Source organism: Bradyrhizobium sp. ISRA464 (genome assembly GCF_029910095.1).
Taxonomy (GTDB): Bacteria; Pseudomonadota; Alphaproteobacteria; order Rhizobiales; family Xanthobacteraceae; genus Bradyrhizobium.
Genome location: NZ_CP094526.1, coordinates 3,060,139 through 3,074,912, shown reverse-complemented (window position 1 = coordinate 3,074,912; position 14,774 = coordinate 3,060,139). Strand labels below are relative to the sequence as shown.

20 protein-coding genes are annotated in these 14,774 nt (G+C 63.8%); 11 read left to right on the top strand and 9 right to left on the bottom strand.

Annotated features, from left to right (window positions below):
• Positions 1-141: 141 nt before the first annotated feature.
• Both MTX19_RS14230 and MTX19_RS14225 read left to right on the top strand, forming a co-directional pair.
• The gene (locus tag MTX19_RS14230) at positions 142-798 is read left to right on the top strand and encodes a FecR domain-containing protein (protein WP_280984132.1); all 657 of its coding nucleotides are present in this window, start codon (positions 142-144) and stop codon (positions 796-798) included.
• Between the two features lie 74 nt (positions 799-872).
• The gene (locus MTX19_RS14225) at positions 873-1,736 is read left to right on the top strand and encodes a tetratricopeptide repeat protein (protein WP_280984131.1); all 864 of its coding nucleotides are present in this window, start codon (positions 873-875) and stop codon (positions 1,734-1,736) included.
• A gap of 339 nt (positions 1,737-2,075) precedes the next feature.
• Here MTX19_RS14225 and MTX19_RS14220 read toward each other — a convergent pair whose 3' ends face one another.
• The 3 genes from MTX19_RS14220 to MTX19_RS14210 form a co-directional block, all read right to left on the bottom strand.
• Positions 2,076-2,714, bottom strand: coding sequence for an NIPSNAP family protein (locus MTX19_RS14220; RefSeq protein WP_280984130.1), 639 nt, complete (start codon positions 2,712-2,714; stop codon positions 2,076-2,078).
• A gap of 84 nt (positions 2,715-2,798) precedes the next feature.
• Entirely contained in the window at positions 2,799-3,464 is a 666-nt protein-coding gene (locus MTX19_RS14215; protein ID WP_280984129.1) for a DsbA family oxidoreductase, read from the bottom strand.
• A 61-nt stretch (positions 3,465-3,525) separates the two neighbouring features.
• Positions 3,526-4,350, bottom strand: coding sequence for a helix-turn-helix transcriptional regulator (locus MTX19_RS14210; protein WP_280984128.1), 825 nt, complete (start codon positions 4,348-4,350; stop codon positions 3,526-3,528).
• A 95-nt stretch (positions 4,351-4,445) separates the two neighbouring features.
• On the opposite strand from MTX19_RS14210, the gene MTX19_RS14205 reads away from it, so the two are divergent.
• Together MTX19_RS14205 and MTX19_RS14200 are read left to right on the top strand one after the other, a co-directional pair.
• A complete protein-coding gene (locus MTX19_RS14205) occupies positions 4,446-4,670 on the top strand; it encodes a hypothetical protein (RefSeq protein WP_280984787.1) in 225 nt (74 codons plus the stop codon).
• A gap of 29 nt (positions 4,671-4,699) precedes the next feature.
• Positions 4,700-5,098 (top strand): hypothetical protein, encoded by a 399-nt coding sequence (locus MTX19_RS14200; protein WP_280986030.1) that lies wholly within the window; start codon positions 4,700-4,702, stop codon positions 5,096-5,098.
• A gap of 50 nt (positions 5,099-5,148) precedes the next feature.
• On the opposite strand, the gene MTX19_RS14195 is transcribed toward MTX19_RS14200, so the two are convergent.
• Together MTX19_RS14195 and MTX19_RS14190 are read right to left on the bottom strand one after the other, a co-directional pair.
• Positions 5,149-5,307, bottom strand: coding sequence for a hypothetical protein (locus MTX19_RS14195; RefSeq protein ID WP_280984127.1), 159 nt, complete (start codon positions 5,305-5,307; stop codon positions 5,149-5,151).
• Positions 5,304-5,765 (bottom strand): group III truncated hemoglobin, encoded by a 462-nt coding sequence (locus tag MTX19_RS14190; protein ID WP_280984126.1) that lies wholly within the window; start codon positions 5,763-5,765, stop codon positions 5,304-5,306. The genes MTX19_RS14195 and MTX19_RS14190 overlap by 4 nt, the downstream gene beginning before the upstream one ends.
• Positions 5,766-5,848: 83 nt before the next feature.
• Here MTX19_RS14190 and MTX19_RS14185 point away from each other — a divergent pair, with 83 nt between their 5' ends.
• Together MTX19_RS14185 and MTX19_RS14180 are read left to right on the top strand one after the other, a co-directional pair.
• Complete coding sequence (locus tag MTX19_RS14185) at positions 5,849-6,283, top strand: Rrf2 family transcriptional regulator (RefSeq protein ID WP_280984125.1); 435 nt, start codon at positions 5,849-5,851, stop codon at positions 6,281-6,283.
• On the top strand, positions 6,280-6,567 hold the full coding sequence (locus tag MTX19_RS14180; protein WP_280984124.1) for a DUF6522 family protein: 288 nt from the start codon (positions 6,280-6,282) through the stop codon (positions 6,565-6,567). The genes MTX19_RS14185 and MTX19_RS14180 overlap by 4 nt, the downstream gene beginning before the upstream one ends.
• 117 nt (positions 6,568-6,684) lie before the next feature.
• Here MTX19_RS14180 and MTX19_RS14175 read toward each other — a convergent pair whose 3' ends face one another.
• Complete coding sequence (locus MTX19_RS14175; protein WP_280984123.1) at positions 6,685-7,356, bottom strand: SET domain-containing protein-lysine N-methyltransferase; 672 nt, start codon at positions 7,354-7,356, stop codon at positions 6,685-6,687.
• A 164-nt stretch (positions 7,357-7,520) separates the two neighbouring features.
• Between MTX19_RS14175 and MTX19_RS14170 the strand changes: the two genes are divergently transcribed.
• Positions 7,521-8,123 (top strand): hypothetical protein, encoded by a 603-nt coding sequence (locus tag MTX19_RS14170; RefSeq protein WP_280984122.1) that lies wholly within the window; start codon positions 7,521-7,523, stop codon positions 8,121-8,123.
• 87 nt (positions 8,124-8,210) lie between these two features.
• Here the strand turns inward: MTX19_RS14170 and MTX19_RS14165 are convergent, their stop codons facing one another.
• Positions 8,211-8,936, bottom strand: coding sequence for a TetR/AcrR family transcriptional regulator (locus MTX19_RS14165; RefSeq protein ID WP_280984121.1), 726 nt, complete (start codon positions 8,934-8,936; stop codon positions 8,211-8,213).
• 112 nt (positions 8,937-9,048) lie between these two features.
• Here MTX19_RS14165 and MTX19_RS14160 point away from each other — a divergent pair, with 112 nt between their 5' ends.
• From MTX19_RS14160 to MTX19_RS14145, 4 genes are all read left to right on the top strand, one after another.
• Positions 9,049-10,452 carry a carotenoid oxygenase family protein gene (locus MTX19_RS14160; protein ID WP_280984120.1) on the top strand — a complete coding sequence of 468 codons (1,404 nt, stop codon included), beginning with the start codon at positions 9,049-9,051 and terminating at the stop codon, positions 10,450-10,452.
• A gap of 208 nt (positions 10,453-10,660) precedes the next feature.
• Positions 10,661-11,236: a hypothetical protein gene (locus MTX19_RS14155; protein ID WP_280984119.1), complete on the top strand. Its 576-nt coding sequence runs from the start codon at positions 10,661-10,663 to the stop codon at positions 11,234-11,236.
• Between the two features lie 95 nt (positions 11,237-11,331).
• Complete coding sequence (locus MTX19_RS14150) at positions 11,332-11,886, top strand: septation protein IspZ (RefSeq protein ID WP_280984118.1); 555 nt, start codon at positions 11,332-11,334, stop codon at positions 11,884-11,886.
• An 83-nt stretch (positions 11,887-11,969) separates the two neighbouring features.
• A complete protein-coding gene (locus MTX19_RS14145) occupies positions 11,970-12,266 on the top strand; it encodes a hypothetical protein (RefSeq protein WP_280984117.1) in 297 nt (98 codons plus the stop codon).
• A 122-nt stretch (positions 12,267-12,388) separates the two neighbouring features.
• On the opposite strand, the gene MTX19_RS14140 is transcribed toward MTX19_RS14145, so the two are convergent.
• Positions 12,389-13,063 carry a DUF429 domain-containing protein gene (locus tag MTX19_RS14140; RefSeq protein WP_280984116.1) on the bottom strand — a complete coding sequence of 225 codons (675 nt, stop codon included), beginning with the start codon at positions 13,061-13,063 and terminating at the stop codon, positions 12,389-12,391.
• Complete coding sequence (locus MTX19_RS14135) at positions 13,060-14,715, bottom strand: fumarate hydratase (RefSeq protein ID WP_280984115.1); 1,656 nt, start codon at positions 14,713-14,715, stop codon at positions 13,060-13,062. The genes MTX19_RS14140 and MTX19_RS14135 overlap by 4 nt, the downstream gene beginning before the upstream one ends.
• Positions 14,716-14,774: the final 59 nt, after the last annotated feature.

Here is a 14,774-nt window from a genome sequence, read left to right as displayed (position 1 = left end):
ATGTCTACTTGTTAATTGTGCGACGCCCGGCTCTTGGGTGAGCTTGGCTAAAGCACCTTTTTTGACGTCAAAGTTATTTGGCTCGAAGACCAATCATCATCGAGCACCACACAATAAGGTCTTCTCAAGAAGGAGGGGATCATGCGCATACATTTGATGGGCGTATTGGCAGCAAGTTTTGTTTTGGCGCTGGCAAGTCTGGCGCCTGCTCCAGCGCAGGCACAGGCCGATTCAGCCCAACCCGCCGCTCAGGACTCTTCGTCAACGCCCGTTGGAAAAGTCGTCACTGTAACCGGTTCGGTCACGATCGAGCATGTGAATGCCGTCGTCGTTCAGGCGAATGTGTCCGGTCAAGCTTCCCAGACCAAGGTTGGCGATCTCGTCTATTTGGGCGACGTGGTCCTGACCGGAGCCGATGGGCGGGTCGGGATCAACTTTGCTGACGGCACCTCGTTCAACCTGTCGCGCAACGCCCGCATGGCCTTGACCGAGTTCGTCTACGCCCCACACGGAAAGTCCAATTCGAGCCTGCTCACCCTGACAAAGGGCACGTTCACCTTCGTTGCCGGCAATATCGCAAAGACCGGCGACATGAAGATCGACACGCCTGTCGCGACGATGGGAATTCGCGGCACCACGCCGCACATCGAAATATCGGATGATGGAACCGTCAAATTCGCAACGCTCATTGAAGAGGGCAAAACCAAGATTGTGAAAAAGCTCAAGGCACCCGCGACGCAGCCACCTGAGCAAAAGGTCGACCACACGTTCAATCCCCACATCTGTCGAGGGTGCTGAAGATTAGGGCTTCGCCACAGATCGGCGACTTGCGGACATCAGCGGCCGCACATTGCAAAATCGGGAAGCCTGATATGGAAATTCGTGCAGTCACCGGGGCTATCGACGGCCTGGCGCCGCTCCTCGTCGTGCTGCTGCTCGCGTCACCGGCATTGGCGCAAGATACGAAGAAAGAAGGCTATCTTCGGAATATTGAGCTCTGCAACGGGCTGAACCGCACGCCGTTTGAAGCTCGCATCAATGGTTGCACGGCGCTCATCGATGCGAGCGAGGACATGACGACGACTGGCTTGGCTGTCGCATACAACAATCGTGGCAATGCCTATGCCGCAGAGCATGACTATGATCGCGCCATCCGGGACTTTGATAGCTCAATCAAGCTCAATCCAAAATACGTCAAGCCGTTCAACAATCGCGGCGTGGCCCTCCTCAGGAAAGGCGAATACGATCTCGCCATCGGTGCTTTCGACCAGGCGATCAAGCTCAACTCCAACTACGGCGAAGCCTTCGCCAACCGCGCAGAAGCCCACTTGCAGAAGCACGAGTACGATCGCGCGGGGCGGGATTATGATGAAGCAATTCGCCTCGAGCCCAATTTGGCAGGCGTGTGGAACGGACGCTGCTGGACCCGAGCCGTGCTTGGAGCGTTGAACACGGCGCTGGAGGATTGCAACAAGGCGCTTCAGTTGGATTCCGGCAACGCGGCGACGTATGACTCGCGCGGCCTGGTCCACCTGAAGATGGGCCAGATGTCAGCGGCTATCGATGATTACAATTCTGCACTCCGGTTGGACCCGAAGCTGGCGAGCGCGCTCTATGGGCGCGGGCTTGCCGAGCTCAAACAGGGCAACAAGGCCGGCGGCGATGCCGATATCTCCGCGGCAAAGGCAATCCGCGGCACCATAGGCAACGAGTTCACGCGGTATGGCGTGCGATAGGAAGCAACCGGCGCGAGCCTGCTGCCGCATAACAAGGACCAGCTCGCCAATTCGCCGCCGCGAGCGATTTACCCTTTCGTAGCCATGCAGACACAGCAAGAAACAAATAGCTGCCGCCGTCAGGTCGGTGTCAGCCGGCCCTACTAGCATTGCTAGCGCGCTGGTTCTCAGCACGGCGCATGCCCTTGGAAAGCCTCATCCGGTGGAAACATCGGGTGAGGCTTTTTGCCTGTCCTTGTTTCCCAGCGAGTGTGCGTCGATGGCGACCGCAATTTTCAGGTTGTGCACGGTGAAGCGTCCAGAAAACACGGCTCGCCGCGGCGGCGAACACCGCCCTCCTCACTGCAACGGCGAGTGCGGCGCGGGCAGCATGATGGTGGAGTGCATCTCTTCCAGCAGCAGCGTGCCCTTGCTCAGGAATTCCAGCCACGCCGGATCCTTCATCGCATTGGCACGCGCCTCGGCGCGGGCGTTGAGGCTGGGATAGGCCCAGATGTGGCAGACTTCGTTGGGCTGCCCGGTCTCGGTCTGCCAGAGGCCGACGATCTTGGAGTATTTCTCGCGCGCCGGCAGCACGCCCTTCACCAGGTCGAGCCATTGCTTGGCGGCGCCGAGCGGCTTGGCGCGGTAGTTGCGAAATTCGTAGACGTTGCCTGACGCGGCCGGCGCGATCGGCGGAATGATCGCGTTGAGCAGGCGGACCTCCTGGCGCACCAGCAGCGGCCGGATCGCCGGAATGTACTCGCCGGTCCAGCGCGGGTTCTTGGCGAGCTCGCCGCGCAGCCGGGTTCGTTCGTTGAGATCGGCGTAGCTCCACATGTGCATGACCTGGTTGAGCGGGCCGATCTCGGTGATCCAGTAGCCTTCGAGCTTGCCGAAATTATCGCCGCGGATGTTGCGCGACAGCGTACTCGCGAACTTGACCATGTCGCCGACGGCGCCCGGGCGCACCGTGTAGGTCCGCAGCTCATAGATCATGCTGGTCTCCTTGATTGTTCCTGATTGATCCCTGATGCAAACGAAAAGCCCGGCGCGAGCCGGGCTTTCAGGAAGGACTGCAATCTACTCCGCCGCCTCGGCGTTGATCTCGGCCGAGACCTGGCGGATGGCGCGGGCGAGCTGCTCGGCCGGCTGGGCGCCGGACACGGCGTATTTCTGCGCGAACACGAACGTCGGCACGCCGGAAATGCCCTTGTCGGACGCTTCCTGCGCCTGCGCCGTGACGAGCTCTGTGTCCTCGTCGGTGGCAAGGCGCTTGCGGATGTCATCGGCATCGAGCCCGACATCGGCGGCCGCCTGCACGAGCACGTTGGTATCGGTGAGATCGCCGCCGTCGCGGAAATACAATTCCATCAGCCGCTGCTTCATCTCGGCGGCCTTGCCCCTGGCCTCGGCCCAGTGGATCAGGCGGTGGCAATCGATCGTGTTGGGCTGGCGCTTGACGAGCTCGGGGTGATAGCTCAGCCCCTCCTCGCCTGCGGCCGCGACCACGCGGCCGGCAATGCCCTTGTACGCATCGACCGAGCCGAACTTGGCGGTGAGATACTCCTCGCGGCTGATGCCCTCGCGCGGCACCCAGTTGTTGAGGAAGAACGGCCGCCAGTGCACCTCGACGGGAACGTCGGGCACCAGCTTGAGCGCATCCTCGATGCGGTGCTTGCCGATGTAACACCAGGGGCAGACGACGTCGGAGACGATGTCGAGGCGAAGCGGCTTCAGGTCGCTCATGGCAGGCTCCTCGCGGAAGTGGAACCGCAAAGGTAGGCCGAAAGCGCCGCGAGACAAGCTGCTATTTCATACTGGCTGCCATCTGCCGCATCCGCTCCGCGGTCAACTCGTCGGCCGGAAAGAAGGTTTCCAGCGCCAGTTCCTGCAACGTGACGTCAACAGGCGTGCCGAACACCATGGTGGTCGAGATGAAGCTCAGCACCTCGCCATTGTGGCGCAGCTTGAACGGGATCGCGACGTTGTTGTCGGGGGCGATCGGCGCCGAGCGCGCCGGGATCGGATAGGACTTCAGGTCCTGGTAGAGTTTCAGCAGTTCCGGATCGGCGGTCGCCTCGCACTGCCGGTGCAACCGCTCCAATAGGTGCGCCGCCCATTCGGGCAAATTGACGGTGCGCGGCGCCAGCCCCTCGGGATGGAACGCCAGCCGCAGGATGTTGAAGGGCTGGCCGAGCAGGCGCTGCGGCACGCCCTCCAGCAGCGGCGCCACCATCCGATTGGCGGAGACCAGATTCCAGTGCCGGTCGTAGGCCAGCGCCGGGTTGGGCTCATGCGCCTTCAGGACCAGGTTGATCGCCTCGCGCGCCGATTTCAGCGCGGGATCGTCCAGCGAGCGTTGCGGGAATGCGGGCGCGAAACCCGCGGCGACCAGCAGCACGTTGCGTTCGCGTAGGGGCACGTCCAACCGCTCCGCCAGTTTGAGGACCATGTCGCGCGACGGCGCCGAGCGCCCGGTCTCGACGAAGCTCAAATGCCGCGCCGAGATCTCGGCGTCGACAGCAAGGTCGAGCTGGCTGAGATGGCGGCGCTGCCGCCACTCACGCAGGTGCTCGCCGATATGGATGGGTCTTGCGGGCTCGGCCCGCGCCGTGGATGCGTGTGCGTTCATGATGGAAAACCTACCACGCGGATTTCGCTCGTTCCATTACGCGTGAGGTAATCGAATTGGCGCGCGCGGCGGATCATCTTCCCAAGCCACAGGAGATGACCATGCTGATGCTGTCCCTCATTCGCGCCTCTGCCATCCTCCTCCCGTGGCTGGTCCATCTGGCCACCTGGCTGGTCGCGCGAAGCCTCAACATGCCTCAGCCGCTCGTGCACGACACCGGCGTGTTCGTGGTCGCGCAGGTGCAGGCGGTGGAGATGAGGGTCGGCAAGGCGCTCTGCCCGCTCCGCCTGTGGCGCCAGCTGCAGTCCTGGTTCAGCTGACAACCCGATCCCAACGAGAGGAGACTGCCATGATCCATTCGTCCCAGTTCCTGCGCCGCGCACTGCTCGCGGACGCCGTCTTCAGCGGCGTATCCGCGGTCGCCATGACGCTCGATGCCGGTGTAATGGCCCCATTCCTGAACCTGCCGGAGGCGCTTTTGCGCGAGACCGGCCTGTTCCTGATCGTCTACACCGCGCTGGTCGGCTGGCTCGGCACGCGGATCTTGGTGCCGAAGGCGCTGGTGATGCTCGTGATCATAGGCAACGCCGCCTGGACGCTCGCCAGCATCGCATTGCTGTTCTCGGATGCGGTGTCGCCGAACCTGCTCGGGACGATCGTGGTCGTGGCCCAGGCGATCGCCACTGGCGTGTTCGCCGAGTTGCAATATGTCGGCCTGCGCCGGAGTGGCGGGGCCGTCGCGGCATAAGCCGAATACAAGACGTGAGAAGCGGCCATCGCGGCGGCCGCTCTCGCCTGTCAGCTCAACGCCACCGCGACGATCATGCCCGCAAAGGTCAGCACCAGACCGAGGATCAGCATCGGCACGAGGCTGCTGCCGGAAAAGGGATTGGCCTGGTCTTGTTGAGACTCCGCGCTGTCGATTGCACGCGCAACCGCTTTCGCTCTGTCCCTCATTGCAGTGCTCCTGCTTCGCCTCGCCGGTAACGCTCGCCGACGCCAAGCATGACGCCCTGCCCGCTGGCGACGCCCATTTCCAGGCTCGCGGCGATGCGCCGGGCGCGGTCGACGAAATGCGCGGCCGCCGCCGGGGGACACAGCTCGGACGCCGTTGCCTCGAACAGTTCGAGCCAGCGGTCGAAATGCGCGGCATCGATCGGCAGCGGCATGTGCTTGACCATCGGCGTGCCGTGATAGCGCCCGGTCATCAGCGCAACCGAGGACCAGAAGGCGCACATCTGCGCCAGATGCGGCTCCCAGTTGGTGATCCTGGCCTCGAATACCGGCCCGATCATCGGGTCCTTGCGGACCTTTGCGTAGAACGCCTGCACCAGCTGCTCGATGACAGCCTCGGTGATCCCGGTCCGCGCGACAATCTCGGCGGTGATCTGCTCGCGGCGCTCTGGTCCTGTCATGGCTTACATCCTAAATAGGTATTTCAAATGCCCATTTAGACTGGTATAGCTGATCCGCCAAGTACTGATTTCGAAGGGCTTCCATGCGCCTGACATCGTTCACGGATTTTGCGCTTCGCGCGCTGATGCGGCTGGCCGGCGAGCCGGGCCGGTCGTTCGCGACGAGCGAGATCGCGGCCGAATTCGGCATCTCCCGCAATCACCTTGCGAAGGTGGTGCGCGACCTGGCCGAGGCCGGTTTCATCACGACCCAGCGCGGTGCGGGCGGTGGATTTTTGTTGGCGCGGCCGGCGGAGGCCATCACGCTTGGCCAAGTGGTCCGCGCGCTGGAGGGCAGCGGCGCGCTCGTCGAATGCTTCAGGGACGATGGTGGAGGTTGCGTGCTGCTGCCGCGCTGCCGGCTGAAGGCGAAGCTCGCCGCGGCGCGCGAGGCCTTCCTGCGCGAGCTCGACAGAACGACGCTCGCGCAATGCGCCTACCTGCCGGCCCCCTCCCGCCATCCTGCGAGGGCGTCATGACGACGATTGCATTCGCAGATGGTGCGTTCGAGGTCGATGCCGCTATCGTCGCCGAGGGGCTCGGCATCGCGGTTCCGCTGCTGCAGGCTGGGATGCGCGAGGGCAGGATCACGACGCTGTCGGAGCGCGGGATCGAGGCCGATCAGGGACGACATCGCCTGACATTCTTCTCTGAGAACAGGCGTTTCCGTCTCGTCATCGACGAGCACGGCACGATTATCCAGCGCTCGACGCTGGATTTCGGCAACTCCCCGATGCCGCGCTCGGCGCACCGGCCCGGATAGAGCGTTTTCGAGCGAAGGGGACACCGGTTCGCGTGAAGAAAACGCGTCAAAACAAGAAGCTAGAGCTTCGGTTCTGATTCAATCAGAACCGAAAATGTCTAGGCCCGGTTCTGGCTATCAGGCTTGCAGCGCCCGCGCGGCGCCACGCTTCGATGAAGCGGCTCTCTTGCCCGCCGCCCGGGTCAGGCTGTGACCATTCAGCTGCTTGCCGTTCAGCTGTTTGCCGTTCAGCGCCTTGCCGTTGGCCTTGGCGCCGTTCGCCTTCGCCCGGGCCTTGGCTTTCTCCTGGGCGACCTTCTCGGCCTTGCGCTTCGCTTTCCGTTCGGCCCTTTCCTTCAGGCGGAGCCGCTCCGCCCTCGCCTCCGCGCGCTTCTTCTTGCGCTTCTTCTCGCAGGCGTCGCACTTGCAGCCGATCGGCTTCAGATAGGCTTTGAAATAGTCGGTGCCGTAGTCGTAGTTGATCTCCTCGCCCGGCTCGATGTTCTTGATGGCGCGGATGAACACCTTGCGCTTGCGGGGCTTGACGTCCGATTCCGCGTTCGGCCTGCAGGCGTGGTTGATGTAGCGGGCGATGTTCTCGCGGATCGAGCCGTCGATGGTCCAGCGATTGGTGAGCTCGAACAGATATTTGTTCTCGATCGCGTCCTCATCCTTCTTTTTCGAGTCGAGGAGCGGCCCGAAATAGCGGATGATCTTGGTGCCTTTCTTGATCGGCTTGGTGGCGAAGAGGCCAAGTCCGGTGCGGGACCGGCCGACGCGATAGGGCTTGTTCGGTGATATCGTGGGCATGGCGATCGAGGCTACAGCACGCAAGGCGCAAGCGACAGAAATGGCGAAGCCGCCCTTCTAGGACGATTCCGCGCTCCTGTCAGGTATTTCCCGCGTGTCTCTTGAACCTTCCCCAGATTGTACATGTCAGACACAAAAGTAGGTCCGGATCGCAGGCTTTCCCGATGAAATACCTTACTTTTGCAACAGCTGTTGTGGCGCTCGTCAGCACGAATGCCGGCCAGGCTGGCGCCGAAACGATCAGCAGCTTCTATACGTCGACCGCGCCGAAGGACTGCCGCATGATCGGCAAGCCCAACGACGAAGACGGCAGCACGACCCGGGTCTGTCCGGGGAAGTCCGGCCTTGTGGTGCTGATCAACGAGGGCGACCTGCGCGAAGTGGTCTCGGTCGGCCGAAACCGTGAGGCGGCGGCCAGGGAACCGGCCGCGCAGGCCTGGTTCGGCCCGTTCAGTTCGACCGGCGATACCGTCGAGTGGCGCGCGGCCGACGGCAAACCCTTCGCCATCATCCAGCGCTGGCTGATCGCCGACAACAGCGAGCAGGACAAGAGCGGGAGCCCCAAGTCGCGAGCGATGCTCGCGGTGACGCAGCTGCCGCCGGGCGCCGTGTGCCATGTCGCCTATGTCGATGTCGCGGCCAATCCCACCGCCAACGAGCTGGCGCGGCAGGCCGCCGACGATTTCGCCCGCGATTTCAAATGCGGCGAGGACAAGGTGAAGACGATCGGCCAAAGCGGCCGCACCACGTCGCTGACCAGGCGCTAGACCCCTCGCCTTAGCGTGCTTCCTTCGCGCGACCAGCGTTTGTCCCGGATCAAGTCCCGGACAGGCTTTCGCTCGGAAGCGCTTTGGCTAACAACCCGGTGGCTTGCTGATCGACCCCTTCAGCATCGCCTCGAGCAGCATCTCGACGGTGTTTCCTGGCGGCATCCGGTTCAGCACATCGGTCAGCCGCCCGTCGAGCAGCAGCATCGTGAAGCCATGGACCAGCGACCAGGCGCGCACGATCGCTGCGCCCTGCTCGAGCGTCAACGCCCTTTCCTGGATCTGCTCGTGACGGCTTTCGCCGATCGAGCCGGCGAGCCCAGCGAACGAGGCATTCGCCGCCTCATGCAGCGACGGCCGCTTCATGTCGAGCCGCTCGGTCCGGAACATCAGCCCGTACATGCCGGGATGCGCCTGGGCGTAGGCGATATAGGCCTTGGCGCGCGCCAGCCCCTTCTCGTTCGGCGTTGAGCCGGTCGCGCCCGCCGCGATCATCGCCTCGTTGAACTGGCGGAAGCCGATCGCGGCGAGCTCGCTGACGAGCCCGGTGAGATCGCCGAAATGATGCGTCGGCGCGGCGTGCGACACGCCAGCCTCGCGCGCCACCGCGCGGAGCGTCAGGCCCGCAAGCCCATCGCGCTCGAGCACCAGCTCGGCGGCCTTCAACAGCGCCTCATGCAGGTCGCCGTGATGGTAGGGCGTGTCGCCGGCACGCCGCCGCGGAGCGGGACGATCGGCCGCAACGCGGGCGGCCCGCCGCGCGCGCGTCGGCGCCGGTCGGCTCGCCTTGTTTTCCTTGGACAATCTAGCCATGACCTCCTTATATGACGCGATTTTGACAGTGTAAAGATTTTGCTTGACGGTCGTGTGCCCTGCACCTACCAATATCTTTACAATGTAAAGATAAAAATGGAGGAGGCGTAAGATGCTCGAACAGCTGACGTCAAACACGGCGCGGACCAATCTGGCACCGATTCCCTTTGAAGCCGACGCCCCCTTCCTGAAGATCACGGGCGAACTGCCGCGCGAGCTGAACGGCACGTTCTATCGCAACGGTCCCAACCCGCAGTTCGAGGCGCCGGGCGCGCATTGGTTCGTCGGCGACGGCATGCTGCACGCCTTCCATCTCGAGAATGGCCGCGCCAGCTACCGCAACCGCTGGGTCCGCACTCCGAAATGGCAGGCCGAGCACGACGCCGGCCGCGCGTTGTTCGGCGGCTTCGGCCGCAAGCTCGCGGACACGCCCGCCGCCACGACGACCGACGGCGGCGTCGCCAACACCAACATCATCTTCCACGCCGGCCGCCTGCTCGCGCTCGAGGAAGGCCATCTGCCGACCGAGATCGAGCCCGGCACGCTCAATCGCCTTGGCTATTGCGACTACAAGGGCGCGATCACGGGTCCCTTCACCGCGCATCCCAAGATCGATCCCTTAACCGGCGAACTGGTGTTCTTCGGCTACAACGCCGCAGGTCCGCTCACGCCGGCGCTGTCGTACGGAGCGGTCAATTCGTCCGGCGTGGTGACGCGGATCGAGCGTTTCGAAGCGCCCTATGCCAGCATGGTGCACGACTTCATCGTCACCGAGAACCACGTGCTGTTTCCGATCCTGCCCATCACCGGCAGCATGCAGCGCGCCATGCGCGGACAGGCGCCCTATGCCTGGGAGCCGGAGAAAGGCGCCTATGTCGGCGTGATGAAGCGCAGCGGCTCCTCGAAGGACATCGTCTGGTACCGTGCCGAGACCTGCTACGTCTTCCACGTCATGAATGCGTGGGAAGACGGCAACCGCATCATCGCCGACGTGATGCAGTTCGAGGAAGCGCCGCTGTTCGACCATCCCGACGGCTCGCCGACCGACCCGAAGAAGAACCGCGCACGCTATTGCCGCTGGACCTTCGATCTTGCCGGCGATACTGACCGCTTCACGCAGACCTATCTCGACGATCTCACCGGCGAATTCCCCCGCATCGACGATCGCCGCGCCGGGCTTTCGAGCAATCACGGCTGGTACGCCTGCGCCAACCCGGATCTGCCGATGTTCGGCGCGCTGTCCGGCATCGTGCATGTCGACGGCAAGGGTAAGCGGCTCGGTCACTACCTGCTGCCCGCCGGCGATACCATCTCCGAGCCGATCTTCGTCGAACGCGGCCCTGATGCTGCCGAAGGCGACGGCTGGCTGCTCGCCGTGGTGTGGCGCGCGCGCGAGAACCGCAGCGACCTCGCCGTCTTCAACGCGACCGATGTCGAAGCCGGCCCGACGGCGCTGGTGCATCTCGGCCATCGCGTGCCTGACGGATTCCACGGCAACTGGGTCGGGGCGGAATAGCCTCCTCGTTCGTCGCTTTTGGACCGTCGCGACATCAGACATTCCGGGCGGCGCGCGACGCGCCGTCAGGATTATTGCTGTCAAGCCGCTGATCTCCTCGCCTATTTGCGCCCCTTTATGATTTTGACACTGTAAAGATTTCACTTGACGACCTTGCGGTTGACTCCTAGTATCTTTACGATGTAAAGATTAGCCTTCGAGGCTGCTCATGACGATCTTCCTGATCCTCGCCCCCTACGGCGCCCTCGCCTTGCTGTCGCTGCTGGCATCGGCCACCGTGAGCCTGCTCTGCGCCGCCCTGATCTGCCTCGCCGTAATCGCGCTCGACATCGCGCGCGGCCGCAGCATCAAGATCCTCACCGTCGGCTCGGTGACCGTGTTCACCGCGATCGGCTGCTATCTCACCTTTGTCGATGCGACGCTCAGCAACAACGCGGTGAGTTTCGCCGTCAACGCCGGCCTGCTGTCGGTGGCGTTGCTGTCGATCGTCTTCCGCCACCCCTTCACGCTGCAATATGCGCGGGAAATGGTCGACGCGCAGACCATGCAGTATCCCGGCTTCGTGCACACCAACTACCTGCTCACCTGGGCCTGGACCGTCGCATTCCTGCTAATGGCGATCGGCGACATTGCCGTGCTCTACGTGCCCGGTTTGCCGCTGTGGTCGGGCCTCTTGATCGCCTTCGCCGCCCGCAACAGCGCGATCTATTTCACCAAATGGTATCCGGAGTATCGCAAGGCTAGGTACGGGGCGCCGCCGGCCAACGCCCTGCCCTCGCCCTAGGCCTTTCGGTTCTGGCTGACCCAGAACCGACGCCACGCGATAGAACAACCGCACCGCCACAACGATCAAGCGCCAGAGGAACGGAAGACACGACGATGAAGAGCGTATTGGCCAAGCTCGCGAGCGATTTTCTCTCCACCATCGTGTTTCTGGTGGTCTACCTCACCACCGATAATGTGCTGCTCGCCACCGGCGTTGCGATCGCAGGCGCGATCGCGCGGGCGGTCTATTCGCGGATCAAGGGTGAGGCGCTGGGCTTCATGACCTGGGCCAGCCTCGCGCTCGTCATCGTGCTCGGCACGGCGACGCTGCTGACCCACGATCCCCGCTTCGTGCTCGCCAAGCCCGCCATTGCGCATTTCGCGATCGGCGCCATCATGCTCAAGCGCGGCTGGATGCTGCGCTACATGCCGCCGCGAGTGACCGAGGTGATCCCGGAATATGTCACGGTCGCAGGCTATGCCTGGGCTGTGCTGATGTTCGCCCTCGGCGCGGGCACGATCGCCGTTGCGGCGACCGGCGACGTCAGGCTGTGGGCGACCTATGTGACCGTGGTCGCAGCCGGCGCCAAGATCACCGCCTTCGCGATCCAGTACCTCGCCTTCCGCATCCTGATCACGAACCGGCTGCGCGCCGCCGCCCGCGCCTGATCGCCGCAGGCTCAAAGCGTTAGGTTTGCGCGGCGAGATGGGTTATACCGCCCCGCACGCTTTCACCTCGAGGGGAGACATAAATGGCGGTGGACGGAAACTGGGATCTCACCATGACGACGCCGATGGGCGAGCGCAAGGCGACCCTGTCGCTGAAGGCCTCCGGCGGCACGCTCACGGGCACGCAGGGCGCCGAGGGCAATTCCACCGAAATCTTCGACGGCACCGTGAACGGTGACGACGTCGCCTGGAAGGTCTCGATCACCAATCCGATGCCGCTCACGCTCGACTTCAGCGGCAAGGTCGCGGGCGACAGCATCTCCGGCGAGATGGGCATCGGCCCGATGGGCAGCTTCCCCTTCACAGGCACGCGCGCCTGAGTCATCCGATGGGCGGAGGGACACTCCGTCACGCATTAGGGCCGCGCCGATCACCAACGCGGCCCTAATTGTATCGGGCGCGTGCTCGGCCGGATCGTTGCCGACGGACTATAGCGCCGGCGCTAGAACCAGATCTGCATCGGCAACCCGCACGCGTCGCTTAGCGGCGTCCCTTCGGGAATGCAGCCATGAGGCTCACATGCGGCCAGCGCAACGGCACAAGCATCCAGCACGTCGTCGCGCTTCGCGCCGGTGCCGATCCGCGTCTTGGTCAGCCAGCGATCGATCTCGCGAAAGCCGCTCCGCTTGAGCAGCCTGCGGCGGAGGGCATCGCCCTCCTCCGACTTCTTCGGCGCCAGCGGCTTGCCGCCATTCAACCGCAGGAACACCAGTTCGGGATGCACTTCGCGGATGTCGCGCGTGCGGTCTGCGCGCATGAAGGCGTCGACCTCCATGATCTTGATCCCGATGTGCCAAAGCTGACGCGAGACCCGCGCCTGCCCACGGCGCAACGCGTCCTCATTTGCCTTGTCGGGATCGCGAAACTCCTGCCACAGCCAGCGCCGCGCACCGGTGAACACGCGGGAGCCGTGCGGCCGCAGCCGGTCGCGCGCAAGCAGGTCGCAATCGCGCACCCCGTCGTTGGTCATGCCGATCGGAATATCGATGCCGGCACGATCGAACGGAGCGGCCAGCGCGTCCGCGATATTAGCGTGGAAGGAGATCGTCTGCCGGTCGCCGTCGATCGTGACGGCGACCCAGCCCATGGAGAACCCGTCGAGGCCTGTTACCCTCAACCCAGGTTCAATTCCTTGAAGAAGTCGTTGCCCTTGTCATCGATGATGATGAAGGCCGGGAAGTCGACGACCTCGATGCGCCAGATCGCCTCCATGCCGAGTTCGGGATATTCGAGCACCTCGACCTTCTTGATGCAGTGCTCGGCGAGGTTCGCCGCAGCACCGCCGATCGAGCCGAGATAGAAGCCGCCATGCTTCTTGCAGGCCTCGCGCACCGCGACCGCACGGTTGCCCTTGGCGACCATCACCATCGATCCGCCCGCGGCCTGGAACTGGTCGACGAAGGAATCCATGCGCCCCGCCGTGGTCGGGCCGAACGCGCCGGAGGCGTAGCCGTCGGGCGTCTTGGCGGGACCGGCGTAATAGACCGGATGGTTCTTGAAATAATCCGGCAGCGGCTCGCCCTTCTCCAGCCGCTCGCGCAGCTTGGCGTGCGCGGCGTCGCGGGCCACGATCATGGTGCCGGTCATCGAGACCCGGGTCTTGATCGGATATTGCGACAGCGTCGCCAGAATCTCCTTCATCGGCGTGTTGAGGTCGATCTTGACCACCTCGCCGCCGAGCGACTGCTCGACCGCCGGCAGATACTGCGCCGGGTTGTGCTCGAGCTCCTCGAGATAGACGCCGTCCTTGGTGATCTTGCCGAGCACCTGGCGATCGGCCGAGCAGGACACACCGAGCCCGATCGGCAGCGACGCGCCATGGCGCGGCATGCGGATCACGCGCACGTCGTGGCAGAAATACTTGCCGCCGAACTGCGCGCCGACCCCCAGGCTCTGCGTCATCTTGAGGATTTCCTGCTCCATCTCGAGATCGCGGAACGCGTTGCCGTCGGCCGAGCCGTGGGTCGGCAGCGCGTCGAGATAGCGCGCGGAGGCAAGCTTCACCGTCTTCATGCAGAGCTCGGCCGAGGTGCCGCCGATCACGATCGCGAGGTGATAGGGCGGGCATGCCGCGGTGCCCAGCGTCAGCACCTTCTCCTTCAGGAACGCAAGCAGCCGGTCCTTGGTCAGCACCGAGGGCGTCGCCTGGAACAGGAAGCTCTTGTTGGCGCTTCCGCCGCCCTTCGCCATGAACATGAACTTGTAGGCGTCGTCACCCTCGGCGTAGATCTCGCACTGCGCCGGCATGTTGTTGGCGGTGTTCTTTTCCTCATACATCGACAAGGGAGCCACCTGCGAGTAGCGCAGATTGCGGCGCAGATAGGCGTCGCGCGCGCCTTCGGAGAGCGCAGCCTCGTCGTCGCCATCGGTGATGACGTTGCAGCCCTTCTTGCCCATGATGATCGCGGTGCCGGTGTCCTGGCACATCGGCAGCACGCCGCCGGCGGCGATATTGGCATTCTTCAGGAAGTCGAAGGCGACGAACTTGTCGTTGTCGCTGGCTTCCTTGTCTTCGAGGATCGAGCGGAGTTGCTTCAGGTGGCCCGGACGCAGGTAATGGTTGATCTCGCCGAAGGCCGCTTCCGAGAGCGCCCGCAGCGCCTCGCGCGACACCACCAGCATGTCCTTGCCCAAGACTTTCTCGACCCGCACGCCCTCGCTCGTGACCTTCTTGTAGGGCGTGGTATCCGCGCCAAGCGGGAACAGGGGCGTGTGCTTGTAGGGCGGAACGGGCTTCTGCTGGTCGGGAAAGGCGGTGGGGGCGTTCATGGGCTGCTCTTTGGGCTGCTCGTCGGTTCGAAAGGCCGCATCGGCCATGAGGGCCTGCG